This is a genomic window from Mucilaginibacter koreensis (genome assembly GCF_054783355.1).
Genome location: NZ_BAAGQS010000001.1, coordinates 3,169,281 through 3,195,078 on the forward strand (window position 1 = coordinate 3,169,281; position 25,798 = coordinate 3,195,078).

Below are 25,798 nucleotides of genomic sequence, written 5' to 3' on the forward strand. Positions count from 1 at the left end.
GGGTATCGTTTTCAGTAAAAAAATCTAAGCTGCCACAGCAAAAAGACTGTGGCGGCTGCTCTCCTTTCTTTTCGTGCGGCTCGTGCACAGGGTTCACCCTTATGCATCCGATAAACTATACGCTTGAAATCATAGAAGAACCTCTGCCGCGCAGTTATCCGTCGTATCACTCTTTTGAATTGTTTAAGTTGGCCCAAGCTATCTGGCAACCGCCACAGCTGGGTTAAGCTTGCACTTTAAGCTTTTAATAAAAGCCCGGCTTACAGGTATTAACTTCAATTCAAAATCAAATGAAATTTATATACGTGCTCATGGCAGCACTGTGCTGTGCCGTTATGGCCCATGCACAACACACATTTAAGGCCATAGTTAAAGACAACTCTACCCGGCAACCTTTAATTGGTGCTACCGCATTATTGCAGGGTACTACACAAGGTGCCGTTGCCGATACCAGCGGTTTACTCATACTTAAAACTGTACCTGATGGCAGGCAGGTAATTCAATTTAGATATGTAGGCTACATTTCCCATACAGATACTTTAACCTTTCCACTAACATCAACAGCGCCGGTAATAATTTACTTAAGCCGTAAGCAGGAAGATGGGGAAGAACTGACAGAAGTACGAGTATCGGCCACCCGTAGCCGCCGCACTATTGCCAGTATCCCCACACGAATAGAGGTCATCTCAGGAGAGGAACTGGAAGAAAAGGGCAACATGAAACCCGGCGACATCCGGATGCTGCTGGCTGAAAGTACAGGTATACAAACCCAGCAAACGTCGGCTACCAGCGCCAATGCCAGTATCCGTATACAGGGGCTGGATGGTAAATATACACAGATCATCCGCGATGGCTTTCCGCTATACTCCGGCTTTTCAGGTGGCTTGGGCTTATTGCAAATTGCCCCGCTGGATTTAAAGCAGGTGGAAGTTATCAAAGGCTCAGCTTCTACCCTGTATGGCGGCGGGGCTATTGCCGGGTTAGTGAACCTGGTATCCAAAACGCCAACAAATGAACGCCAGCTCAATTTTATGCTCAACGGCACTTCAGCCCTGGGACTTGATGCCAGCGGGTTTTATGCCGAAAGATTTAAAAAGCTGGGTATCACTATTTATGCCGCCTATAACCATGGCAGCCCTTACGACCCTGCGGATATTGATTTGACGGCCATTCCTAAGTTCAACCGCTTTACACTCAACCCCAAATTGTACTTTTATTTTAATGAGCGTACCATGTTAATGGCCGGTATTAACAGTACCATTGAAAACCGCATAGGCGGCGATTTGCATTATATTAAAGGTAATGGCAGTGCAGCGCATTCTTATTTTGAGGAAAATAAAACCGGCCGTTATAGCTCACAGTTACAATTAATCCATCAGCTTGACAGCAGCCAGACCTTCACTATCAAAAATAGCGTAAGTTATTTCGACAGGGTGATTACGCTTCCTCAATACCGGTTTTCGGGTGTACAGTTATCTACTTACACTGAGGCCAATTATACACGCAACGGAAAGCGTGCTGATTGGGTTGCCGGCTTTAACCTGCTAACCGACCATTTTGGCGAAGACCCTAACAACAACTTTCCATTACGCAGCTACACCTACAATACCATAGGTGCTTTTGTACAGAATACCTTAAATGCAGGCAGTGGTGTAAGCATAGAATCAGGCTTCAGGGGCGACTATCATAACAAGTACGGTTTCTTCCTGCTGCCAAGGGTTTCGGGCTTATGGAAAATCAACACCCATTTTTCAACCCGCCTGGGTGGCGGCCTGGGGTATAAAGCGCCCACTGTTTTTACTGAGGATGCTGAGCGCATACAATTCAGAAATGTGTTGCCGATTGATGTCAACAACACCAAAGCCGAGCGTTCCTACGGGGCTAACTATGATATGAATTACCGTGGAAGCTTGTTTGACGGGCAATTGGGCTTAAGCATTAATCAATTGTTTTTTTACACTTACATACAAAGCCCTATTCTGCTCAGGGCATTGCCCGATGGTAATTTTCAATACCAGCAGCCCAGTGGCGATATCCATGCCAAGGGTACAGAAACTAATGTGAAGTTTACTTACCAAGATTTTAAGCTGTACATAGGCTATACACTGGCTGATGTGAAACAGCATACAGGCAATGTTTTCAGCACTTATCCGCTGGTATCGCGCCACCGCCTGAATAACGTGCTGATGTATGAGATAGAAGATCAGTGGAAGATAGGTGCCGAAGCCTATTACTTTAGCAGGCAGCAATTAAATGACGGTGCCATAGGCAAGGCCTACTGGACGGCAGGTTTGATGGCAGAAAAGTTATGGGAACGATTTTCAATATTCATCAACTTTGAAAACCTCACTGATACCCGGCAAACTAAATTTGATACCATTTATACCGGTAGTATCACTAACCCAACCTTTCGCGATATTTACGCGCCGCTGGATGGCTTTGTGATTAACGGCGGCATTAAACTGAAGTTATAAGCTCCAAGGCCTAAAGTAAACAGTAAAAGTCCCGGTATACGCCGGGCCTTTACTATATAAACCGTTTGAAGTTGATCAGTGCTCAGATTTGCTGGTTCGGAATGATTACTCTGATGCGTGTGCCTTTTCCTGCTTCAGACTGGATATCGACCTTGCCATTCAGCAATTTAATTTTATTACGGATGGAGGACAGGCCAATGCCTGTTTTTTGGGATGGGTTTTCTGGCATTCCTTTACCGTCATCGTTTACTTCAATAGTTACTGTTGTTTTGGTTGCGGTAATGGTGATATTTACGTTGCTGGCTTCTGCATGCTTTACTACGTTGAGCATCAGTTCCTGCGTGGTGCGGTATATGGCCAGTTCAAGGTACCTGGGCAGCCGGCGGTACAGCCCCTTGTAATAACAATTAAATATGGTATCATCGCTCAGCTGCTGGCAAATATCATCAATGGCCGATCGCAGGCCGAACTCCTCCAGTGTGGAGGGCATCAGTTCGTGCGAGATACGCCGGCTTTCTTTAATGGCATCCATCATCAGACTTTCGGTATAAGCCTTTGCTTTATTAAACCGTTCAGGATGGCTGATGGCTTCCTGCCGGTCAATGTTATTCATACTGATTTTGATGCCATACAGAAGCTGCCCCAGCCCGTTATGCAGGCTTTCAGACATGCGCCGCCTTTCTTCCTCCTGGGCGTTGAGCGTTTCACGAAAAACTTCCATTTGCTGCTCGGCTTTTAACTGTTGCAGCTTTTCTTCGGCCCGGCGCATTGCAGTGATATCCATATCCACCCCCAGTACCCGATGATGGTAGCCGGATTCATCTCTGGTAACAGAGGCTTTGATGTGCAATACTTTGATGTGGCCGCTTATTTCTAATTCAAGCGCTTCTTCAAATGCTTTTTCGCCGCTTTTCAGGTATTTTACCAGGCGTTCGGCTGCTGGCCGGCTGGCTTGTGTTGCATATTGCGAATAAATTTCAGGTTTTATCCCTGCTTCCTTTTCCAATTCAAAAAGGCGGTACATCCCGTCGGACCATGTTAGAACGCCGGTTTGTAAATTATAATCCCAACTGCCGATGCGCGCCAGTTCTTCTGATTGTTGTAGCAGCAGCAGGTCTTTAAGGCGGTCTGCTTCTGCCTGTTTCATCTCTGAAATGTCGGCCGTGCTGGTAGCCACCCCATCATCCAGTTTAACCACCGACTGATGGAACCAGCCATCAAACTGCTCATGTACATAATGTTTGATATAACGCTGCGGGATGCCGCTTTCGGTTACATCTACAAAACTTTTAAATATACCTTCCGTAATTACACCTGGGTTGGTTTCCAGCAAGTTTTTATGCATTACATCGCCATACAAATATGACGAAGTGTAATTATTTAAAATCCAGATAAAATCAATAATCTGCCCTTCATCATTTCGTACAGCTTTAAAAACCTGTATCATGTTAGGCGAGCTATCCAGTGTACCCTGAAGTAATTGTTCGCTTTCTTTGAGTTCGGCAGTACGTACGCGCACTTCTTCCTCTAAACTATTCTTAAATTCCTGTAACTGTGCCTCGGCCTTTTTACGGGCTGTAATATCATTGCCTGCGCCAATCCACTCTGTAATGTCTCCCTGCTCATTTAAAATTGGGATAGCCTTCGAGTGTACCCAGCCAATGGTACCATAGGCCATATATACCTGATGTTCCAGGTCAAAAGTTTGCTTCAGCTCAATGGCTTTATTAATTGTGGCCCAAACTGTTGCCTGCGCTTTGCGGGGTATATAGGTATCTATCCAGTTATCAATCGGCTCCAGAGTGTTCTTTAAATGCTCTTTACTGGTAAGGTTAACCATTTGTTTCCAATCGGCGCTCATACGGTACATCAGGTTCGAACTGGCCGCTATAAAGGAGCGGAAGCGCTGCTCGTTCAGGCGCAGTGCTTCATCGGCCTTGGCCCGGTCAATAGCCGCCCATACACGCTCGGCAGTTTCAGCCACCAGTTGCGTTTCCCACCCTGCCCAAGTACGCGCGCTGCGCATGGCTGCACAAAACGCGCCCACCAGCAAGCCATCCTTCACCACTGGTACGGCAATCCATGCCATGTGCAATGCAGCAGTTGCAGCGCGGTCGGCATCAGGGATGATGGGCGAGGTAAATACATTATCTACAATAACAGGCTCGCCACGCTGGTAAAGGGGTATCACGAAGCCCAGATCTGATACCCGGTATTCGCCCACAAAAAGAGGTTCGCCATTACGCACATGGTCGTTTTTTATCACGCCGTAATCTCTGGCTACATCAATCTCCGCATAATAGGTATGGTCGGCTTCCAAGTGTTCGCCAAGCAGGCGGCAGGCTTCCTGTTCAATGGCCAATGGGTTGCCTAAAGGGCGAAGCGCATCGGTAAGCTGTAGCAGAAAAGTTTGCCGTTGCTCATTGATTCTGCAATCGGTAACGTTTTCAAAAAACACAGCTACTAAATTTTCCTTTGCCTTACCCAGGCGCGATGCATGTACTGCATAATAACAGTTGGTGAAGGCGTTATAACTCTCCATACGGCAGGGCTGGCCGGTTTTTGCTACCTGGTGGTAAGCGGCCAGCCAGTAAGGCTCAATGCCGGGCACCACTTCACTCACTAACTTACCATTTGTATTGTGCAGGCCGGTTTGCCGCTCAAAGGCCGCGTTGGCTTCAATCAGGCGATAATCTACAGGTTGAGCGTCAGCATCATACAGCAGCTGAATAACATGGAAGCCCTGCCCGAGCTGATGAAACAACTGGCGATATTGCTGATCAGTCAACATTTTGGGGGGAATTGCTGACATAAGCCAACCGGATGAAATGTTTATGGAATGTTACAGAAACCTGTTAATACTAATAACTATTATTCTTAAATTGTTTAGAAAATAACTTTTCGGTTTAGCTGTAGGCGTATGTTCCTTGCATAAATAGGCATTTTTTTAAAAAGTTACGGTGCTTAGTTGCCCTGTTGGGTGTTCAATACTTTTGAAATGATAGGGGTGATATTAACTAATAATTTGACTCCTAATTTACTTAAATCTTAAACAGCAGGAGCATCTGCAAATTTGGTAGTATACCAATGATTAGGCTTAAGGTAGATTACGTTTTTCTGAAAATCCAGCACTGTATTGAATCGCTTTAACACATCGCTCCCCAAATAATGAACGTTAACGCCCGGCATAGGTTTGCCTTGTGTCATTACCTGAGCCGGAACGTTTTTCAATACAAATTTTCCGATTTTTAACACTTCAAGGTTAGAAGTGATAACAGGGATCTCGTTACCTTTCGTACCGTGCATAATTACCCGCTTAATAACCTGCATTTTTCCGGCCGGAAACTGTGACGCTGCGAGTGCATCATGATCAAGCATTACCGCCCGTTGATAGCCCAGATCAAAAAAGAACAGGCTTTTTTGTGTAGTGCCGCTTTGTGAAATGGCACTTTCAATAAAGGGCTTGTTTTTGATAAAGGTAAGGTTAAATTTTTCGTACCCGCTGTTGTGCAATACTTGCTTTGGCATTTGCGAATGGACAATCATTCGGTTATGGTCATAATCCAGTTCTACAATCAGGCCATCAAACAAGTTCCAGCCCAGCAGGCCATCCACTCCGTTGCCAGCTATGGTGATATCGTAGAGTTTGCTTTTAAAAATTTTGTTTCCCACCTGTATGTTGTATTCGGTGCTATAAAGTTTAGGCTGCGATTTTACCTTCTGCTTTAAGCCATCATTAGTGATACAAATTTCGGTGGCACCGCTGTCAAAATTAAGGAGTAAAGAATCGGTCCCGTTTAATACAATCGGCAGGTAATTGGTATTAAACTGATTGATGAAAAAAGGAACGGTATCACGAACAGCAACAGGGAGCTTACTGAAGTCTTTTATTTCAGTACTTTGTATGCGGGTAAGACAGGAATCTGTGCCGTTGAGCAACACAATAAAATCTTTGTACTTCCCTGGCGCTATTTTAAAGCTGATGGAGTCGATATCCGTTTTAAACTTTACAACGGCTGGCCTGCTCAGTTTACCGGTAGAATGAATGTCCAGCTTTATTTTCGGGTTAATGCCCCAGGCTGATACAGCGCCGTACGGCTCATATATTTGGGCCTGATTAGTGGTTGAACGCACCACCGGCAACCGGTTTTGTGAGAATCCGCAAAATGAAACCAAAGTGAGTAATAAAGTGAACAGCTGCTTCATGCCCAATGCTTTTAAGCCCTAAATATAATCATAAAGCCAACTGCAAGCTTTTAATTGTCATAACCCATATCTGAACTCTCTGTTTATTTTACAAGTACTGACAAGTTGATGCCACTGTTGCGGGTGTTTCACCTGTTGCATAATGTTGCAGTTGTTTCACTCTGTTGCGCGTAACACTTGTGCAACACCTTAATGTTCATCTGCTCAAACCACTATAGACTCTGGTGGTTAAAAGAGATAAGTAATTTAATATTAAGCTTTACGCTGTATTGCATTTCGATGAATGATGCACTACTTTTGCGGAGAGTTAAAAAAACAGATCGGATATTACTATGGAACATAAAGAAGATAAAAGCCAGGATGCCATTTTTTATATTGTAGCTCTTGTTAGTGGCTTGTTTACAGGTGCTATTATTAACCATGGCTTTGTATGGATACCTGTTGGCGGTATACTGGGCTTATTAACCGCAGCATTATTTATTAAATTACTGGTGAGAGGCCGTGAGGAGGTCTAAAGACCAACCTGATCTTCCTTCATTTATAAAAAGCTGGAACCAGTTTTACGGTATTGTTGCCGTATGGCTGGTTTTTTTAATTTTTGTATTTTGGCTCATCACACAAACCCTTAAATGAGCCTTACCGACTGGATTGTATTAGCCGCTACCCTGCTTACCGTAATTGGCTATGGCTTATGGAAGAGTGGGCGCAGTACAAATACCAGCCAATATTTAATGGGTAACCGCTCGTTGCCCTGGTATACCATCGGCCTGTCGGTAATGGCTACACAGGCCAGTGCCATTACGTTTCTGTCGGCCCCGGGCCAGGCCTTTGATGACGGGATGCGCTTTGTACAGTTTTATTTCGGCCTTCCCCTAGCCATGATTGTGCTGTGCATCACCTTTGTGCCCATCTTTCACCGCCTTAAAGTTTATACCGCCTACGAGTACCTGGAGCAGCGCTTCGACCTGAAAACGCGGGTGTTAACGGCCTTTTTGTTTCTGGTGCAGCGGGGCCTATCTACCGGTATTACCATTTATGCACCTTCGGCTATCTTATCGGTTATACTTAACCTTAATATTGTAGTCACTACGGTGTTTATTGGTACACTGGTGATTTTATACACGGTTTACGGGGGTACCAAGGCCGTATCTTATACCCAGTTGCTGCAAATGAGCATTATTTTCGCAGGTATATTTATGGCGGGCGTGGTGGTAGTGCAGCTGTTACCTGCCAATGTGGGCTTTATTAACGCCTTGCAAATTGCCGGAAAAATGGGGCGCATGAACGTTATCGACTGGCATTTTGACCCCGCCAGCCGCTACAATGTATGGAGCGGGTTGATTGGTGGCTTCTTCCTGCAATTGTCTTACTTCGGCACCGACCAGAGCCAGGTAGGCCGCTACCTTACCGGCAGCTCGGTAGGCCAGAGCCGCATGGGTTTAATTATGAACGGATTGATTAAGATACCTATGCAGTTTCTTATTCTGCTGATTGGTATATTGGTATTCTCTTTTTACCAGTTTAAGCCGGCTCCCTTGTTCTTTAACAGTTATGCGGTTAATGAGGTAAGGCACAGTGCAGGCGGCGCGCAATACCAGCAACTGGAAAAGCAATATGCCGGTTTATCGGCGCAAAAGCAGCAGGCAGCGCATCAATTGGTAGTTGCGCTGAAGCAAGATAACCCAGCCCAAATCAATCGGGCGCAACAGCAGCTAAAAGCAGTAAACGTTTTGGCGGATACCGTACGCAAACAAGGCGTTGCCCTAATCAAACAAGCCAGCAAAACCGCCGATACGGATGATACCAATTATATCTTTCTCAATTTTGTGATCCATTATCTGCCACGCGGACTCATCGGTTTACTCATCGCCATTGTGTTTCTGGCCTCTATGGGTTCTACAGCAAGCGCCTTAAACTCGCTGGCCTCTGCTACCGTGATAGATGTATATAAGCGTATGGTGAATAAAGAAGCCACCGATAAGCAATACCTGGCTGCTTCACGCCTGGCAACTTTGTTTTGGGGCGTGGTATGCATTGTAATGGCCTTATATGCAGGTCGGCTGGGAAATTTACTGGAGGCGGTTAACCAACTGGGCTCGTATATTTATGGCGTAATACTGGGTGTTTTTGTAGTGGCTTTTTACTGTAAACGCATCCGTGCCAACCAGGTATTTACGGCCGCCCTATTGGCCGAAGTAATAGTAATTGTATGCGGTTGGTTGAACCTGGTAGCCTATTTATGGTTTAATGCCATTGGCTGTATAGCCGTAGTGGTATTCGCTTGGATATTACATCTGCTCCGTAAACACAAACACCCAGCTGTTGAGCCGGGTGTTTGATGTTAGTTATCAAAATGATTTTATTTCACTTGTTTCACTACAGCTTCGTTTAAGCGGAAGTACTCATCGTTGTTACTTTCTTTGGCCAAACGGGCGCCTTCCCGGGCGGTAGCGGCGGCGCCTGCTTTATCCCCCATTTTAAGTTGGATGCGGGCTTTCCATAGTTTCATCATCGGGCTTTTAGCATTTGCCTTATCTGCCTCATTAATCCAGCTTAAGGCTTTATTTAAATCCTGGCCGTTTTCATAATAATACTGGGCAGCCTGAAAGTAAGGCTTCTTTTCACCTTTCATAGCTTCTTCAATACTGGCTACTATGCGGGTATTTATTTCAGTAGTCATGGGTATACTTACTACGGTATTTGCCCACATGAGTTGCAGTTGGCAGGTAGTAGGCAGTACGTCGGCAAACTGAATGGTAAAGGTTTCTGCTATTTGTTTCAGTTTAGTGGCTTTTACTTTAAAGCGCAATACATCGTCTGCCTCTTTATAAGTATAAGCGCCCCATTGTTTGGCATTCTTATTTAAAATGATGGTCCATTCATCTTTATTCGGAATAGTAAACAAGCCATACTCGCCCGGCGCTACCTTGTTACCGGCAAGTGAAACCTCATCGGTAAATGTAATAACAGTAGCCGAGTTGGCGCCGGTACGCCATACCTGGCCGTAAGGAGCCAAATCAGCAAATACTTTGCGGCCTTTCACATTCGGGCGCGAATAAGCAACTGTAACTTTACCCAAGCCAAAATCCTGAACGATGGTTTGACCTGAACTGGCTTGCGGAGATTTAAAGCCTTGTGCCTGTACACCCAATGTGGCAGCCAGGCAAAGCAAAGCGATACAATAAGTAAATAATTTTTTCATGCAGGAATAAGTTTATCCGCACGAAGATAGTTAAAATGCGATGAGTTGTAGGATAAGAATATGAGGCTTGAATGTAATGCAAATGTGTCTAAAAAATAAAAAGCCGTTCGGACTTGCTCCGAACGACTTTCAACCTAAACCTTATCACAATTAAACTGGTAAGTTTACCAGTTCGATTATTTTAACTCAATTGCCATACCAAAATTGTAACAAAAGTTAATTTTTTTAAAAAACTCTCTCAGCTATCAGAAATGCCGTTTTTGAAATATTGTCATAAATTCAAGTTCTTTCAGCTGGCAGGCAACGATGAAAAGTATACACTTTTGCTAACACTTGTGTATAATTTTATACACAATTTGAGTCAAATCATACCTGTTTGGTAGAGTTTCGCTTACGCAGATAACCGTCAAATAACGCTAAACCTGCCAGTACATCAAAAAAGATGAAAGCTTTCATTACCGGGGCATTAAATATATTTTTTACAGCAGGTAACTGAATAGAACTAAACCATTGGCTAAATGAAAAATCGCTTGTCCATTTGATACTTGCCAGCGTCGGAAGTAATAAAGCGGCAATGCACACAAAGAATAACCCAGCCAAAAACTTAATGATATTGGGGTTAATGGCAGCCTTTAAAGGTTGGCGTGCTTCCTGCGTGCGGATGTTTTCCATTACATTGTAAGTGAAAGCCATTGGCGGTTCCTCAAACTCGAGGCTCTGTAGTTCGACATTAAACAGTATCAGTTCCTGGTATTTACTGCGCCAGGCTTCATCCTGCTCAATTAATAAGCTGATGGCCTGCTGCTCCTCTGGAGTGCAGTTGCCATCTATATAGTTCCAAATGCGTTCTTCTATGGTATTCATAGCAGTTCGTTTACTTCGTGTTTTAATAAGAGCTGCAGCTTATCTTTCAAACGCTGCCTCGCCCTGAATAGTTTAACCTTAATTGTATTAGGCTCCATACCCAGTGCTGCACCAATTTCCTCCAACGTTTGCTCACTGTTGTAAAACAGGGTTATAATGGCGGCATCATCGGGTAACAACTGGCCGATAGCCTGGTTTACATAGTAAGATTGCGACCGGCGTTCGGCCTGGTTATTTTCCAGGCTGCTGTTGCTGTTTTCCAGTTGAATATATGTGTCTTCGTTATCAATCGAAGTAGTATCAAGCTTTTTCTTACGTAAAAACGTCATGGCGGTCGTATACACCACGCTGTACAGCCAGGTACTGAATTTTGATTGCTGCTGAAAAGAGCTTAAAGCCCGGTAGGCCTTTACAAAAGTATCTTGTGCTACCTCTTCAGCATCCTCACGAGTTTTTACAAAGCGCATAGCCAGCGTAAACACAAAGCGTTGGTGGCGTTTTACCAGCAGGGCGTAAGCCGCCTGATCGCCATCCAGCACCTGTTGTATCAGTTCAATATCGGTCAGCTTACTTTGCATTTGTTCAACTGCAAGATATGACTACGTTATTTCGGTTGAGGTTACAGGTAAATAGAATTATTATGATGTTTTATTATTCGGGTCTTCATTAAAAACTATCGTAAATAAACTTTGCATAAACACTATAATGTTATGTGCCTCATCTCTTTTTGATTTACAATTTAAAAAAAATTAAATGGGGTGTAACCTGCTTAAAAAAGCTGTAGTCATAGCTGTTAATTGTACCACGGTGGTGCAATTAACCAACAATATACACAACATTTAAATTTTATAGTTATGGGAGGCCCAGGAGTATTCGGAATTATAGTAATTACATTTTTTGCCATGTTATTTGGCTTAGGTTACCTGCGTAACCGCGAAAGTATGGCCATGATTGAGCGCGGTATGGATCCACGCCGTTACCGGCCGCAGGCTGCACCTTATCAAACCCTGAAGTGGGGCTTACTGATGATTGGTGCCGGTTTGGGACTGTTTATAGCTTTTATGCTGGACCGTTTGGTGTTCGGTAATTCTGAACACGATAATGCGGCTATTTATTTTGCACTGATTGCGGTGTTTGGCGGGTTGGGTTTGTTTATTTCTTACCTGATTGAGAAAAAAGAGTATGTAGCCCAAAAACAAGTTATAGCAGCGCAAGAGCAGGTGTATTAATATAATTAAAATATAGCAACTGCATACTTACATTAAGGGTGTAGTTGCTATATTTGATTATATGTAAATGCCTTATTATGAAAAAATTATTAATTGGTGCAATAATGCTTACCGCAGCGGTATCCTCAGTAAGCGCACAATCGGCTAAGAGCAAAAAAGTAAATCTTCCGGATGGTTCGCAACTGGTATATGAAGTAGCTGCTGATGGTAAAACAAAAGATGGAACCTACGTAGTAAATAACCGCGAAAATAAAGAGTTATGGATGAATGGTTACTACAAGGATAATAACCCTGTGGGCACCTGGACTTTTTTTAATGATAAATACGAGCCCGCTTTACGTTACAATTATAGCCAGAAGAAGATAACGTACATCAACAACGACAGCTTTAAAGACATTGCCGTGAATATACTGAGCGATGATGAAGCTGTAAAGAAAGGAGCCAGTATTCCTATCCCTTTATGCTCAATTGATGAATTAAAGGCTCTGATAAGCAGCAAAGTATATTTGTTGTACGATAACGTAAACAGTGAGCTGGAAACTAAAGTTGTTGCCCATGTGAATGCAGAAGGTAACGCTCATTATACCATATCTTACCCTACTTCAAATGGTAAAACAGAGGAAGGCAAATTGGTGATAGATAATGGTCAATTTAAAATCAACTGGCTGCCCAGTAAATTCAATGACAAACCCATAGATTCAGAATTTATTATGACTGTTTCTATTACACCGGCCAATGTAGAAAGATGGCACCGTTTCAGGTGGGATGGTAATTAATATTACAAATATTGATAAAAGCCGTTAAGCTATGCTTGCGGCTTTTTTTGGCTTGTTTTTTACCGGGCGGGTAACATTGTTAAGCACAATACGGAAAGTAGTGCCTTTACCCAACTCCGATTCTTTTACAAAAATCTGCCCGTTGTGGTAGTTCTCAACCATCCGCTTGGTAAGAGACAGGCCCAGGCCCCATCCGCGCTTACGGGTAGTATAACCCGGCCTGAATACGGTATCAAATTTTGAACGGGGGATGCCCTTGCCGGTATCGGTTACATCAATATAAATAAGGTTTTGAGTTTTGTTGGAGCCCACTTCTACACTGATGCTGCCAGCTTTACCTTCGATAGCGTTTACCGCATTTTTTAATAAGTTTTCAATCACCCAGTCAAACAGCGGTACATTGAGGCCGGCTTTCAGGTTTTGATTGCCGGTAAGCTCAAAGCTGATCTTATCACTCACCCTCACTTTAAAATAATTAATAAAATCTTCAACCACTGCATATACCTGATGAGGTTCCAACACCGGTTTAGAACCTATTTTGGAAAAACGGTCGGCTACTACTTCCAGCCGTTTTACATCATTTTCCATCTCCAGCATCAGCGGGTCGTTCTCAGCATTAAATTTGTCCTTCAACAGCTCAATCCATGCCATTAACGATGATATAGGCGTACCTAACTGGTGAGCCGTCTCTTTAGCCAGCCCTACCCAAACTTGGTTCTGTTCGGATTTTCGGGAGGAGCTAAATGCCGTATAAGCCGCCAGTAAAAAAATAGCGATTACCGTAAGCTGTATATAAGGGAATACCCTAAGCTGGGTAAGCAGTAATGAATCTTTATAGTATACCAGCCAGTACCCTTTGGCAAAGCCAAACCCGGTACGGATTTTTATCGGCTCGTGCTGCGATTTCATCAGCTCCAGTTCCGATTTAAAATATTCCGGATCGTAATTTTTGGGTTTCTGGCCCGGTTCCAGTATCTCATCGGTAATTTTAATGAAAGTCTTGGTAGAGTCTAAACCACGAGTGTTGATGATATCGCCTTTATAATCGGTAATAATAGCAGGTACGGTTAGGCTATCGCGCACCGCAAAAACGAAGTTGAGGTAATCGTTATCATCTGAGGATAATACCTGGCTCATGGTAAGCGCCCATAGCTGAGCGCGGGTACGCTCAGACCGGCTGATGTTTTTCACCAGGTATTTGGTATATAAAAGGGAGCCGCTGGCAATCACGATGGCAAAAGCCAGCAGGATATATTTCCAGCGCTTGTTCTGTTGATACGGATTCATAAGCCATTCAAATTACGCAAATTAGCGCGGATTGTTGTATGCATCTGCAAAATCAAATGAGTTGCTGCCCGCTTTTCTCATTTCGGTCTCATTTAAAACCAATTAAATTAGCCCCTGTGTTGTAGGGGGCACTGTGGGGCTGTATCTTTGGCCCCATGATGCCAGACAATTCAGTAAGAGTAAGGTTTGCGCCCAGCCCTACCGGTGGTTTGCACCTGGGTGGTGTGCGTACCGTGTTGTTCAATTACCTTTTTGCCCGCAGGCACAACGGTAAGTTTATACTGCGTATTGAAGATACCGACCAGAACCGCTATGTTGAGGGCGCGGAAGATTATATATTTGAGTGCCTGCAATGGTGCGGCCTTATACCAGATGAAAGCCCGTTAACAGGCGGCCCATTTGCACCATACCGCCAAAGCGAACGCAAAAGCCTGTACCGCGAATATGCCGAAAAGCTGGTAGCGCAAGGAAACGCCTACTATGCTTTTGATACCCCTGCCGAACTGGAGCAAAAGCGCAAAGAGGAACCCAATTTTCAATACGGCCACAACCAGCGTTACGATATGCGCAACTCGCTTACACTAAGCGAGGCCGAAGTGAATCAACTACTGGATGCTGGTACGCCGCATGTCATCCGTATTAAAATGCCGGTAGACGAAACCGTAAGCTTTACCGATATGATACGCGGCGATGTAAGTTTTGACACCAACCTGGTGGATGATAAAGTGCTGTTAAAAGCCGACGGTATGCCTACTTATCACCTGGCCGTAGTGGTGGATGATTACCTGATGCAGATTTCGCACGCCTTCCGCGGCGAAGAATGGTTGCCTTCTGCACCGGTGCATTTGTTATTGTGGGAATATTTGGGCTGGAAGGCGCAAATGCCGCAATGGGCACATTTGCCTTTGATATTAAAGCCCGATGGGCATGGCAAACTCAGCAAGCGCGACGGCGCTCGTTTGGGCTTCCCGGTATATGCCATGAACTGGTTTGATGCTAAAACTACGGAAACTACACCTGGTTTTCGCGAATTGGGCTTTTTACCCGAAGCTTTTGTAAACCTGCTGGCCATGCTGGGCTGGAATGATGGTACTGACCAGGAAATTTTTACCATAGAAGAATTAATTGAGAAATTCTCTATCGACCGTGTAAGTAAAGCCGGCGCAAAGTTCGACTTTGAAAAAGCCAAATGGTATAATGCCGAATGGCTGAAGCGTTTGCCAATGGAGGCTTTATTACCGGAAATTGAGGCGTTGCTGGATGAAAAAGATATTGAATTTAAAGAAAACTACGTAAAGCAGGTACTGCCACTGGTTCAGGAACGACTGGTATTCATCAATGATTTCTGGAGCCAGGCTTCCTTCTTTTTTGAGCGCCCGGCTGAATATGATTTAAACGCGGTAAAGCCGAAATGGACCGAAGGTAAAACTGATTTCTTTAATTTGTTAACCAATGTTTATGCAAGTTTAGGCAATTGGAATGCTGCCAGTTTAGAAGAAGCCTTTAAAGCACTGATGGCCGAAAAAGGCTTTAAGCCCGGCGATGTGATGCTGCCTTTCCGCATTATGCTGGTAGGTGGCAAATTCGGCCCGCATGTGTATGATATTGCTGCACTGCTGGGCAAAGAAGAAACTTTGGCCCGGGTGCAGGCGTTTTTGACAGCAATAGCTTAAGTCAACAGACTTTGTCATTGCGAGCGATAGCGTGGCAATCGCTTGCTATACAGAGGCGCAGATACTTCCGTGCGGTTGCCACGCTATCGCTCGCAATGACAAGTTAAATGTTGGTTAATTTGTGCATTTGATATAAAAGAAAAGCGGCTACTGATAAAGTAGCCGCTTTTCTTTTATATGCACAATTATATTTAGAAAATATAATTCGTGCTTAAAAAGCTGGAATCATGGTCGTTCACAATTTCGTTGAGCAGTTGCTTGTTGGTATCGTTAAGTTTGGTAGCTACCAGTGAGCGGATAGAGAATGAACGCAGGGCATCATGTACCGACAGGGTACCCTCGGCGCTGTCTTTACGGCCGGTGAACGGGAAGTTATCCGGGCCGCGCTGGCATTGGGCATTGATGTTCACACGGCTTACCAGGTTCACGTAAGGATCAATCAGTTCACCAATCTCCTTGGCATCATTACTAAAGATACTTACCTGCATACCATGCGGCGAATCAATTTGATATTGAATCGGCTCCTCAATGCTCTCGAACGGAATCACCGGAATTACCGGGCCAAACTGCTCTTCCATATAGAGCTTCATCTGGTTGTTTACTGGGTACATCACGGCCGGGAATACAAATGACTCTACAGTATCGCCGCCATGTTCGTTCATAATCTGAGCGCCGTGGGCTATGGCATCATCAATACACTCTTTCAGGTAATCGGGCTTGTTAGGCTCGGCTACCGGGGTAATGTTTACCTTTTCCGTCCAGGGCAGGCCGGGTTTCAGGGCGCTCACGGCTTCGCTCAGCTGCTTTACAAACTCATCGGCTACATCCTTCTGCACAAAAATTACTTTAATGGCTGTACAACGCTGCCCATTGTATGACAGCGAACCCAGAATACACTCACTTACCGCCAGTTTAAGGTCGGCATGTTTGGTGACTACGGCGGCATTCTTGGCGTCCAGACTTAATACCGCACGCAGGCGGTTAATTTTTGGATGACGTTTTTTCAAATCATTGGCCACCTTGCTGGAGCCAATAAATGCCAGTACATTAATTTTACCGGTAGCCATTAGTCCGGGGGTTACATTGGCACCACGGCCATAAATGGTATTTACCACCCCTTTCGGAAATGCTTCCTGAAAAGCTTTCAATAACGGGTAATGTAATAAGGTACCATGCTTTGGTGGTTTAAATAATACGGTATTGCCCATAATGATGGCCGGAATCAAAGTGGTAAAAGTTTCGTTCAGCGGGTAGTTGAACGGACCCATACACAGCACTACACCCAGCGGCGAGCGACGGATTTGGGCAACTACACCTTCTTCCATCTCAAAACGTGATGACTCACGGTCAATTTCTTTCAGGGCATCAATGGTAGCGTTAATGTAATCAACGGTACGGTCAAATTCTTTAGCCGAGTCGGTGTAGGATTTACCGATTTCCCACATAATGAGTTTTACAATCAGCTCGCGCTGTTCGCTCATTTTGTATACAAACTTTTGCATACACTTAATGCGGCCGTCTACACTCATGGTAGGCCATTCGCCACGGCCGTTATCATAAGCAGCCATTGCTGCATCCAGTGCCTCCATGGCTTCTTTTTCGGTGCCAAGCGGGTAGCTGCCAATCAGCTTGCGCTTCAGTCCTTCGGCGGTAGGAATGCAGATGGGTGAATACACCTCGCTTACCTCACCATTCCACGGAATCATCTCGCCATTGCTCAGATACTCCCGCTGATGAATTTCCTCAATCCGGAACTTTTCCGGTATCTGGCTTTCATCAACAAATAAGTTACGTAGCTCGTCTTTAAAGCCCATTGTTTATGAATTTTTGATAGTTAAATGTGACTATTGAACAAGAAGTTGAACAGGCATATATCGGTTTAAGTTTTGATGTTTAAGGCCTGTTTATAAAAACAAGTATAAGTAATTACATATAAATGATGCAACGCTCCTACATTATAAAGGCGATAAGTATAGCCAAGCCTACATTCTGAATGTTTCCGGCACCAGTTTCTTAAAACAAATTCTTTACTTTGATTATTTGCGTAGTGTTATCAGATAGTGCTTAAATAATTGATAGTCAGTGCTTTTTAAGTATATCCGATTTCGGTTGACCCGGTTTGGCATCAGCTTTGTTACAAACCAAGCACATCTATATTTAAAATATTATGAAAAATTTAAAACTTACCTCTGCCATTGCAGGTGTAGCCATAGTCGTATCAAGCTTTGCTAATACCGGTTGTAACTCATTTACTAAAACACAAAAAGGCGCTGCCATTGGTGGTGTAGGTGGTGGTACTCTGGGTGCAGTTATTGGTAAAGCTGCTGGTAATACTGCTTTGGGCGCTATTATTGGTGGTGCTGTAGGTGGTACCGCAGGTGCTTTCATTGGCCGTAAGATGGACCGCCAGGCTGCTGAGATTAAACAAAGCGTACCCGGTGCTACTGTAGAGCGCGAAGGCGAAGGTATTGTGGTGAAATTTGATTCAGGCATTTTGTTTGACGTAGATAAAACCGATTTAAAACCGGATGCCAAATCTAATTTGCAAAACCTGGCTACTTCATTGAATAACAACCCGCAAACTAATATCCTGATTGTTGGACATACCGATAATACCGGTACTACAGCTCATAACCAGGATTTATCAGTACGCCGTGCGGCAGCTGTGAAGGCTTATTTAACCGGTTACGGTGTAAGCGGCTCGCGCTTAACTACCAAAGGTGAAGGTGAAACTGAACCTATTGCTGACAACAATACCGAAGCCGGCCGTTCACAAAACCGCCGTGTAGAGCTGGCTATTATTGCTAATGACCAGTTGAAACAGGAAGCCCGCCAAAATGGTGGTCAATAATTGTTATTGATTTTAATAAGTAAAAGGAGCAAGATTTTTCTTGCTCCTTTTTTGTTTGTGCAGTTATACGCTGGATGGTTCTGTGCTTTAATGAATGTTAGTTTACTTTTTGCTTGATCAAAAAGTAACAAAAAATCAAGGCAGAAACAATCCTTCACCCGCACAAGGCCACCGCATGGCCCGGGCGGTTTCTGCCAGCCCACCGCGCCTGGGTGAGGATGCATTCCCTCCCTCAAGCACGTCATTGCGAGGAACGAAGCAATCTCTATACACCGTTTAAGCATGATACAGAGAGATTGCTTCGTTCCTCGCAATGACGTGATGTTGATGTGTGCTGCTTGTTCCTTCATAATCCCTGTTTCTTTGCTCTTGATTCTCTTCCTTCCCTTCGTCAGCCCCTCAGCTTTGGGTGAAAGGCGGGCAGCACTGATGGCTTTGTGTGATGGAGAGAGGCCTTTTAGTGTTTGCACTGCCACAAAACACAGTACAAGCCGCACATACGCAAACACTAAACAGCCTGTGGTGTTGACCGGCTTTGCAGGGCAGGCCCCGTGCGGCAAAAAGCCTAAGCGGGCTGTACTTGATTTTTTGGTTCTTTTGTATCAAGACAAAAGAACAACAACGAACATTAAGCACAAGACCATCAAGCGGATAGCACCACATAACAAACCCAACCACTACTTCTTACAATACTTTGCAATCATATCATCGGCCCTGTTACTGCCAATGTTGCGGATGAATTGCCAGGTTTCGCAGGCGCCTTCGCTATCGCCTTGGCGCTGCTTTTCTTCGGCTTGCTGTAACACATCGGTAATAAAATCATCATCGAAACCTAATTGCTTTTTCAACCGGTCAATTTCAGGTTGCTTGGTGGTGTCGGCTTTGCCCAGGTATTTGTTTTTGTAATAGTTGGTTACCGCATTTTGCAGTTCCTGCCGGGCCAGGTAATTATTAATGGCAGTGGATTGATTGACTTGATTTGAATTGAGGGCGCACCTGGAGTAATCGGGCGTAAACCGTACGGGTAGTACCAGTGTGGTGTTACCCTCATAGCCGGCTGGCAGATCCCATTTATTAGAAGTCATTTTTACTACACGCAGGGCTTCATCATCTAAATCAATGCCCAAACCTTGTTGTACATTGGCGTCATATATTTTGCCGGCTTTATCCAGCTTAAAAGCTACCTGCACTACGCCGGCAATGCAGTTTTGCCTTGAGTATTCGGGGTAAATAATATTTTTGGTAAGATAAGCATCCAATGCGCTGCTACCGCCTTTGAACTGAGGCTGCGCAAAGGCACACATTGGGAGTATGAGGTAAGCAATGCTGCTTAGTAATTTTTTGTAGAACATACGTTAAGTTAATGGCTTTAATTAACAATTAACTTAACGTATAGTTGCGGCTTTAAATTGTAAAATCAATTCAGGATCAGGGATGTTACGCTGATAGACACCCTGCTCAGAGTAACGGCATACACCGGGGTAGTCGCCTTTGTAGCCCTGCATATCAAACATCAGCTGAAAGTGCAAATGCGGCGGCCAGCCACCGTTTTCTTCTTCGGTGCCGAAAGCAGCTATTTGCTGGTTTACAGCTACAGGCATACCCTCATACAAGTTAATCATGCTTTCCCGGTTCAAGTGTCCGTATAAGCTGTATAAGGTTAAGTCGTTCAGTTTATGCTGTAAGACGATGGTCGGCCCGTAATCGCCAAAATGGTTATTATCCTGAAAGCTATGCACCTGTCCTTGTAGCGGAGAGTACACCGGAGTTCCGGCTGGCGCCCATATGTCAACACCCAGGTGCAGGCGGCGCGGTTCGCTTTCGGTATTAAAATGCGCACTACGTGCATAAAGGGTGCGGTGTTCCATGTACCCCCCAATCCCATACCGGTAACCGCCGGCTTGCAATTTTTCATTTACCCAGGCACTAAACTTAGGCGTATCGGCCACATCATCAGCGCTGAGTTCGGTGTTGGCCGCAGTAAAGTCAAACTGTAACAAGCGGTCGGTGTCCTGGTTAAAATCTACCACTTTACCTACAGCCTCAGGGTGCTGTTGCAGGTAAGCGGCCAGTTGCTCATGAAGCGGGTATTCAGGACTCAGCATTGTTTTGCTGATCTTCTTTACTGATTTTATCGAAAATCTTGTCCATGCGCTCTACATACTCATTGGTGTCATCCACAAAAAACTCCAGTTGGGGGATAACCCTTACTTGATCTTTAATGCGTGCGCCCAGCTTGTAGCGGATTTCTGAAGCATGTGTTTTTACGGTTTGCAATGCCTGCTGTGTATTGGTATTGTTAAAGAAGCTTAAAAATACGCGGGCAATAGCCAAATCGGGGGTTACCCTTACTTTGGTAATAGTCACCAAAGTATTAGGCAAAAAGTTCATTCCTTCCCGCTGAAAAATAGCAGCTAAATCCTGCTGTATTACACCGGCAAATTTTTGCTGACGTTTTGATTCCATAATAGTTAATTAACGTAATGCAGGCAGATGAGTTTCTGCTGCAGATAAATATAAAGGTGAATAAAAAGAGGGAAGGCTTTAATTACATTCCTGTGGTATCTCTTTGGTGATTTTTACCAGCCGGCGCACTACCAAAGTGCTGTCATATTCTGAGCCAATACCTTCCTTGCCTGATGCTTCTTTATCGCCCTGCACCTCAACATATACGGGTTCATAAGGCTTTTCAAAGTTCATGTTGGCGTATTCCAGCTCCAGTTTATTCGATTTGTCGGTTACCCAGTATTCGTGGCCGGTTTCGCAATCTTTAAATGATTTTACTTCGGGGCCAAAGCTGTATAAACCCTTATATACCTTTGGCTGAGCCGCTTTATTTCCATCCAGGTTACAAGAGCAGCAAATGCTTACCGCTATAAATACAACAATCGCCCGAAAAAATCTGAACTGCATAGCCAACAAATTTATAATTCTTGTTTAATATCGTCTAATCCTTTCACACTTAAACGCGCACTGATGCCTGATGCCAGCGCAGCAATTACAGTTACCGTGAGCAGGACCAAGGCAAAGTCGGTAGCTTTTACATCAACTGGGTAGGCATCTACCACCATCAGGCTGCCGCCCATTTTAATAAAGCCGAAATGCTGTTGCAATAAACAAAAAGCAAGCCCTAGCAGCATACCTGCCAGGCAGCCCACCATGGAGATCAACATACCCTCAAAAAAGAAAATACGCTGAATGAGCCCACGCCCTGCCCCCAGACTGCTCAGTATGGCAATATCCTTACGTTTATCAATTACCAGCATGGTAAGTGAACCAATGATATTGAATATGGCAATAATTAATACAAAGGTGAGAATTAAAAATACGGCCCATTTCTCGGAATGCAGTATTTTGTACAGCAGCGTATTTTGCTCATAGCGGTTTTTCACTGTAAACTGCTTGCCGATATGCGCCTCAATGTCTTTTTGTATAGCCGACAGTCGTGTGCCTTTTTTGTAATTTAACTCCAGCGAAGACACCTGGTTTTGCTCATCCAGCAGGTTGCGGGCAAAGGCAATTGGGGTTACCATCAAGTTATCAAAATCCTGCTGCACAGAAAATATGCCCGAGGGATCAATATAGCCAATTACAAAATCATCGGCCGGGTTAATGCTGGTGCCGCTGCTTTTTCGGTTGGGCGAAAACACCTGCAACTGCGTTAACTGGTCATTGATGTTTACCCCCAAACTGGACTGCACCGTAGTGCCGATTACCGCATACTGATGCCCATTGGTATTAAGTGTGAATGATCCCTGTACAATGGTGCTGTCCAGCTGCGGATTTTTCAGAAAATCGTCACTTACACCTTTAACCATACCAATAAACTGCCGGTTTCCGTACCTGATCAGGGCTTTCTCCTGCAGCACCTGTGTACAAGAAAACAAATGCGGGTCTTTCTTTAGTTCGTTAAAGTAGGCCGTGTTCGGATTAAACGTTTTACCCACTTTGGGCTCAATTTTCAATTCGGGTGTAAAGTTGTTGTAAAGTGATAAAATCACCGTTTCAAATCCGTTAAAAACCGACAGGATAATAATTAAGGCAGCGCTGCCAATCAGTACACCCACCATTGAAATGCCGGAAATGATATTTATGGCATGCATCTTTTTACTCGAAAAAAGATACCGCCGGGCTATATACATGGAGGTGTTCAAAACAATTGAGCTTTAAATAGATAGTAAGATACTAAAAAAACGGGTTATATTCTTTTTCGTAAGCAATAGTGGTTTCGGGGCCATGGCCCGGATAAATTATAGTTTCATCGGGCAGTACAAACAGCTTTTCTTTAATGTTGCTAATAAGTTGCTGATGATTACCACCGGGCAAATCGGTGCGGCCTACACTGTTTCTGAACAGTACATCGCCGCCTACTACCCAGCCGTCTTGCACGTTGTAAAAACATAAATGTGCCGGCGAATGGCCGGGTGCAAAAATGAGCTGTAGGGTAGTATTGCCAAATTGTATGGTGCCGGTTTCCGGCAGATAAGTTTCCGGCAAGGGTGATAACTCATACCGAAGGCCGCTTTGCTGCGCCCAGGCCGGCACTGCTTCCAGTAAAGGTAATTCTCCTTCATTAAATTGAGGGAGCAAGCCGTATTGCTGATGTACAAATAAGTTGCCCAGCACATGGTCAATATGGCAGTGCGTATTCAATAATAACGCCGGCTTCAACTGATGCTCATTAATAAAATTAACTACTGCATTTTGTTCCGCAGCAGTATACATACCCGGATCGATAATAGCGCATTCGCCGCTTTCATCATAAACAAGGTAAGTATTTTCCTGATACGGATTATTGGGAAAGATTTGTAGCTGAGCCATAAACAAAGGTAGTAAATGCCCCCTAACCCCCTAAAGGGGGAATAGAAGTTTATTTTAACAGGAATGAACAATAAAGATTTGAGGAAAGCTTCTGTTCCCCCTTTAGAGGGTTAGGGGGCTTTCCACTTAAAGCTTTTAATCATTACTGCCATATCCTTTTTCACAAAATCAAGCACGGGCTGGATGGAATCCAGTTTGGGTTCGCTGTTGAAGTATAAAGCGCCGCGCAGGTAATGCCGGGTACTGTCAGTAAGATAAAACTGGGCCGAAGAAGCGGTATTGCCATCAATGGTATAGTAAATGCCGTATATTTTGCGCTCAGGGTAATGAATTACGCCTTCATCAATACCTGTAGCTTTAACTGTATGTTTAAATGCAAATTTGTGGGCATATTCAATCAACTTGTCAAACTGGGCTTTAGAAGTTATCGTTTCATACGTTAAGTGCAGGGTAGCATTAAATTGCGGAAACTGCATATTAATAAAGCAGGGCTTGGCACGGGCATCTTTATCCGGCTCAATAATAGCATAGCTGGGATAATTAAATGTATAAGGGCAATCTGAGTTGTAAGCCTGGTAACTATGCTGCGGGAATACTACTCGGAAATAGCCGCGCGGCTTAGGCGAATAATCATTATTGCCCCCACAAGCGGCCAGCAGCAAGCAGCTTAAAGCCAGCAGCAGAACAGGTAAAATGCCTGTTAGGGGTGCTTTTCGTTGGAGTTCCAGATTTCCCATGATTTTTCGGCCTGCAATATCAGCATTTCATAACCATTTTTAGTAACAGCGCCCTGCTCAGCCCCTTTTTTCAAAAATAACGTTTGCTCGGGGTTGTACACCATATCATACAACAGGTGATTTTCGGTCAGTTCCTCATAAGGTATAGTGGGGCATTCATCAATATTGGGTGCAGTACCCAATGGCGTGGTATTAATAATGAGCAAGTGACTGGCGATATGCTCAGGAGTCAGTTCATCAAATGTGATATGATGGTCGGCCTTTTTGCGGGTAACCGATTTATAGCTGATGTTTAAGGTGCTTAAAATATACTTCACTGCACGTGCGGCACCACCGTCACCTAAAATCAAGGCGCTGGTATGCTGTGCTTTCAGTAGGGGCTTTAATGACATTTCAAAGCCATACGCATCGGTGTTAAAGCCTTCCAGCATGTACTCTTTGCCTTCAATACCTACCTCGCCCGAAAAAGCAGCGGTAACAGGGCTGATTTGCGAAATGCGTATGCAGTTTACCGCCCCAATCTCCCTGGCGTATTCACTCATTGAATCCAGCATGGGCAATACTGAAACCTTGTGCGGTACGGTTACATTCAGTCCGCATAGTTGAGGTTCGCTTTTCAGTAATCCGTCAAGCTGGTCAATACTGGCTAAAGGATAAAGTTCGTAGGATGCATTATGAATATGCTCTTCCTCAAACTTTTCGGTAAAGTACTTTTTTGAAAATGAGTGCGAAAGCGGATGGCCAATTAGCCCGTATTTTTTCATGCTGATGAATTGAAACGCAATGTTACTTATTCCAATTTAAACAGCCAACGGGTACTATTGATTTAAGAAATGGTCAAATGTATCGCTGCGCAAGCCCAGGCGCAAAGTTTCCAGCGGAATCAAGTCAAACGGGGCAATGTTACCTAAATTAACGTTGGTGCCCAGTAATTTAATAAACCAAACCTGCTGCGCTTTCTGCGGTGCCTCCCAAATAATGGTATCCTGCTGAATTTGAGTTAATATCTCATCAACCAAACCCTGCCTTACTTCGCCCGAATCGCGATAGATGCCGACGTTGCCACTTTCGCGTGCTTCGGCAATCACCTTCCACGAGCCGGCTTCCATTTCGGCTTTAATCAGCTGTATCCATTTATAAGGCGCAAATATTTTTTGCACATCTTTAGAGCCTACCTCTGACACTACCGTTACCTGCTGGCTGAGTTTACGGATGTATTCGCATTTTTCTTCATGCGGAATAGTAATAGAGCCGTCTGAAACTTCGGCATATTCCATCTGGTATTTATCAAGCAGGCGGCAATAATCATCAAACTGGTTGCGGATAATAAAAGCCTCGAACAAGGTGCCGCCAAAGTAAGCAGGCAAACCGGCGTCTTTGTATAACTTGAGTTTGTCGCTTAAATTGGGTGTTACATAAGAAGTAGCCCAACCCAGTTTCACCAAATCGGTATGAATGCCCGAAACTTCAATAAAGTCTTCGGCCTGGCGCAGGCTTAAGCCTTTATCCATAGCCATAGTTAAGCCGTTGGTACGCGGTTTTTGAGAACGGTCGGGAATTTGAGAAAGCGAATAATTCAGCATAAAAACAATATGTTATAGCCTATAACCAAAAGTTTTAATATTACAAAGATGGGAATTTAATTTTAGACTTATATTTTTAATATTGCTATTCGCAT

24 protein-coding genes are annotated in these 25,798 nt (G+C 44.3%); 7 read left to right on the top strand and 17 right to left on the bottom strand.

Features of this window, described 5'->3' with window-relative positions:
* The first annotated feature begins 290 nt into the window (after positions 1 to 290).
* The gene (locus ACYVNW_RS14195) at positions 291 to 2,474 is read left to right on the top strand and encodes a TonB-dependent receptor (RefSeq protein ID WP_460680531.1); all 2,184 of its coding nucleotides are present in this window, start codon (positions 291 to 293) and stop codon (positions 2,472 to 2,474) included.
* Positions 2,475 to 2,556: 82 nt separating this feature from the next.
* On the opposite strand, the gene ACYVNW_RS14200 is transcribed toward ACYVNW_RS14195, so the two are convergent.
* Positions 2,557 to 5,286 carry an ATP-binding protein gene (locus tag ACYVNW_RS14200; protein ID WP_460680532.1) on the bottom strand — a complete coding sequence of 910 codons (2,730 nt, stop codon included), beginning with the start codon at positions 5,284 to 5,286 and terminating at the stop codon, positions 2,557 to 2,559.
* Between the two features lie 236 nt (positions 5,287 to 5,522).
* The gene (locus ACYVNW_RS14205) at positions 5,523 to 6,680 is read right to left on the bottom strand and encodes a hypothetical protein (protein ID WP_460680533.1); all 1,158 of its coding nucleotides are present in this window, start codon (positions 6,678 to 6,680) and stop codon (positions 5,523 to 5,525) included.
* A 332-nt stretch (positions 6,681 to 7,012) separates the two neighbouring features.
* Between ACYVNW_RS14205 and ACYVNW_RS14210 the strand changes: the two genes are divergently transcribed.
* Both ACYVNW_RS14210 and ACYVNW_RS14215 read left to right on the top strand, forming a co-directional pair.
* Entirely contained in the window at positions 7,013 to 7,195 is a 183-nt protein-coding gene (locus ACYVNW_RS14210; RefSeq protein WP_460680534.1) for a hypothetical protein, read from the top strand.
* Between the two features lie 114 nt (positions 7,196 to 7,309).
* Positions 7,310 to 9,019 carry a sodium:solute symporter family transporter gene (locus tag ACYVNW_RS14215; protein WP_460680535.1) on the top strand — a complete coding sequence of 570 codons (1,710 nt, stop codon included), beginning with the start codon at positions 7,310 to 7,312 and terminating at the stop codon, positions 9,017 to 9,019.
* A 20-nt stretch (positions 9,020 to 9,039) separates the two neighbouring features.
* On the opposite strand, the gene ACYVNW_RS14220 is transcribed toward ACYVNW_RS14215, so the two are convergent.
* From ACYVNW_RS14220 to ACYVNW_RS14230, 3 genes are all read right to left on the bottom strand, one after another.
* Positions 9,040 to 9,882: a DUF2911 domain-containing protein gene (locus ACYVNW_RS14220; protein ID WP_460680536.1), complete on the bottom strand. Its 843-nt coding sequence runs from the start codon at positions 9,880 to 9,882 to the stop codon at positions 9,040 to 9,042.
* 366 nt (positions 9,883 to 10,248) lie between these two features.
* Entirely contained in the window at positions 10,249 to 10,746 is a 498-nt protein-coding gene (locus ACYVNW_RS14225; protein ID WP_460680537.1) for an anti-sigma factor family protein, read from the bottom strand.
* Complete coding sequence (locus ACYVNW_RS14230) at positions 10,743 to 11,324, bottom strand: RNA polymerase sigma factor (protein ID WP_460680538.1); 582 nt, start codon at positions 11,322 to 11,324, stop codon at positions 10,743 to 10,745. Before ACYVNW_RS14230 ends, ACYVNW_RS14225 begins: the two co-directional genes overlap by 4 nt.
* Before the next feature lie 276 nt (positions 11,325 to 11,600).
* On the opposite strand from ACYVNW_RS14230, the gene ACYVNW_RS14235 reads away from it, so the two are divergent.
* Both ACYVNW_RS14235 and ACYVNW_RS14240 read left to right on the top strand, forming a co-directional pair.
* Entirely contained in the window at positions 11,601 to 11,975 is a 375-nt protein-coding gene (locus tag ACYVNW_RS14235) for a DUF6249 domain-containing protein (protein WP_460680539.1), read from the top strand.
* A 77-nt stretch (positions 11,976 to 12,052) separates the two neighbouring features.
* Positions 12,053 to 12,751 carry a hypothetical protein gene (locus tag ACYVNW_RS14240; protein ID WP_460680540.1) on the top strand — a complete coding sequence of 233 codons (699 nt, stop codon included), beginning with the start codon at positions 12,053 to 12,055 and terminating at the stop codon, positions 12,749 to 12,751.
* Between the two features lie 24 nt (positions 12,752 to 12,775).
* On the opposite strand, the gene ACYVNW_RS14245 is transcribed toward ACYVNW_RS14240, so the two are convergent.
* Positions 12,776 to 14,038 carry a sensor histidine kinase gene (locus ACYVNW_RS14245; protein WP_460680541.1) on the bottom strand — a complete coding sequence of 421 codons (1,263 nt, stop codon included), beginning with the start codon at positions 14,036 to 14,038 and terminating at the stop codon, positions 12,776 to 12,778.
* A 155-nt stretch (positions 14,039 to 14,193) separates the two neighbouring features.
* On the opposite strand from ACYVNW_RS14245, the gene gltX reads away from it, so the two are divergent.
* Entirely contained in the window at positions 14,194 to 15,711 is a 1,518-nt protein-coding gene (gltX, locus tag ACYVNW_RS14250; RefSeq protein ID WP_460680542.1) for a glutamate--tRNA ligase, read from the top strand.
* A 191-nt stretch (positions 15,712 to 15,902) separates the two neighbouring features.
* Here gltX and ACYVNW_RS14255 read toward each other — a convergent pair whose 3' ends face one another.
* Positions 15,903 to 17,525 carry an NADP-dependent glyceraldehyde-3-phosphate dehydrogenase gene (locus ACYVNW_RS14255; protein WP_460680543.1) on the bottom strand — a complete coding sequence of 541 codons (1,623 nt, stop codon included), beginning with the start codon at positions 17,523 to 17,525 and terminating at the stop codon, positions 15,903 to 15,905.
* A gap of 353 nt (positions 17,526 to 17,878) precedes the next feature.
* Here ACYVNW_RS14255 and ACYVNW_RS14260 point away from each other — a divergent pair, with 353 nt between their 5' ends.
* Positions 17,879 to 18,562 (top strand): OmpA family protein, encoded by a 684-nt coding sequence (locus tag ACYVNW_RS14260; RefSeq protein WP_460680544.1) that lies wholly within the window; start codon positions 17,879 to 17,881, stop codon positions 18,560 to 18,562.
* On the opposite strand, the gene ACYVNW_RS14265 is transcribed toward ACYVNW_RS14260, so the two are convergent.
* From ACYVNW_RS14265 to ACYVNW_RS14310, 10 genes are all read right to left on the bottom strand, one after another.
* Entirely contained in the window at positions 18,556 to 19,032 is a 477-nt protein-coding gene (locus ACYVNW_RS14265; RefSeq protein ID WP_460680545.1) for a hypothetical protein, read from the bottom strand. The genes ACYVNW_RS14260 and ACYVNW_RS14265 overlap by 7 nt on opposite strands.
* Before the next feature lie 207 nt (positions 19,033 to 19,239).
* Entirely contained in the window at positions 19,240 to 19,914 is a 675-nt protein-coding gene (locus ACYVNW_RS14270) for an energy transducer TonB (RefSeq protein ID WP_460680546.1), read from the bottom strand.
* 33 nt (positions 19,915 to 19,947) lie between these two features.
* Positions 19,948 to 20,667, bottom strand: a complete 720-nt coding sequence (locus ACYVNW_RS14275; RefSeq protein WP_460680547.1) for a peptidoglycan DD-metalloendopeptidase family protein — start codon at positions 20,665 to 20,667, stop codon at positions 19,948 to 19,950.
* The gene (rbfA, locus tag ACYVNW_RS14280) at positions 20,654 to 21,028 is read right to left on the bottom strand and encodes a 30S ribosome-binding factor RbfA (RefSeq protein WP_460680548.1); all 375 of its coding nucleotides are present in this window, start codon (positions 21,026 to 21,028) and stop codon (positions 20,654 to 20,656) included. Before rbfA ends, ACYVNW_RS14275 begins: the two co-directional genes overlap by 14 nt.
* 78 nt (positions 21,029 to 21,106) lie before the next feature.
* Complete coding sequence (locus tag ACYVNW_RS14285) at positions 21,107 to 21,475, bottom strand: hypothetical protein (RefSeq protein WP_460680549.1); 369 nt, start codon at positions 21,473 to 21,475, stop codon at positions 21,107 to 21,109.
* Positions 21,476 to 21,486: 11 nt separating this feature from the next.
* On the bottom strand, positions 21,487 to 22,665 hold the full coding sequence (locus ACYVNW_RS14290) for an ABC transporter permease (protein ID WP_460680550.1): 1,179 nt from the start codon (positions 22,663 to 22,665) through the stop codon (positions 21,487 to 21,489).
* A gap of 82 nt (positions 22,666 to 22,747) precedes the next feature.
* Positions 22,748 to 23,383, bottom strand: a complete 636-nt coding sequence (locus ACYVNW_RS14295) for an MBL fold metallo-hydrolase (protein WP_460680551.1) — start codon at positions 23,381 to 23,383, stop codon at positions 22,748 to 22,750.
* Between the two features lie 110 nt (positions 23,384 to 23,493).
* On the bottom strand, positions 23,494 to 24,120 hold the full coding sequence (gene gldD, locus ACYVNW_RS14300; RefSeq protein WP_460680552.1) for a gliding motility lipoprotein GldD: 627 nt from the start codon (positions 24,118 to 24,120) through the stop codon (positions 23,494 to 23,496).
* Positions 24,084 to 24,884 (bottom strand): shikimate dehydrogenase family protein, encoded by an 801-nt coding sequence (locus ACYVNW_RS14305; RefSeq protein ID WP_460680553.1) that lies wholly within the window; start codon positions 24,882 to 24,884, stop codon positions 24,084 to 24,086. Before ACYVNW_RS14305 ends, gldD begins: the two co-directional genes overlap by 37 nt.
* 54 nt (positions 24,885 to 24,938) lie before the next feature.
* Complete coding sequence (locus ACYVNW_RS14310) at positions 24,939 to 25,703, bottom strand: phosphosulfolactate synthase (RefSeq protein WP_460680554.1); 765 nt, start codon at positions 25,701 to 25,703, stop codon at positions 24,939 to 24,941.
* Positions 25,704 to 25,798 lie beyond the last annotated feature (95 nt).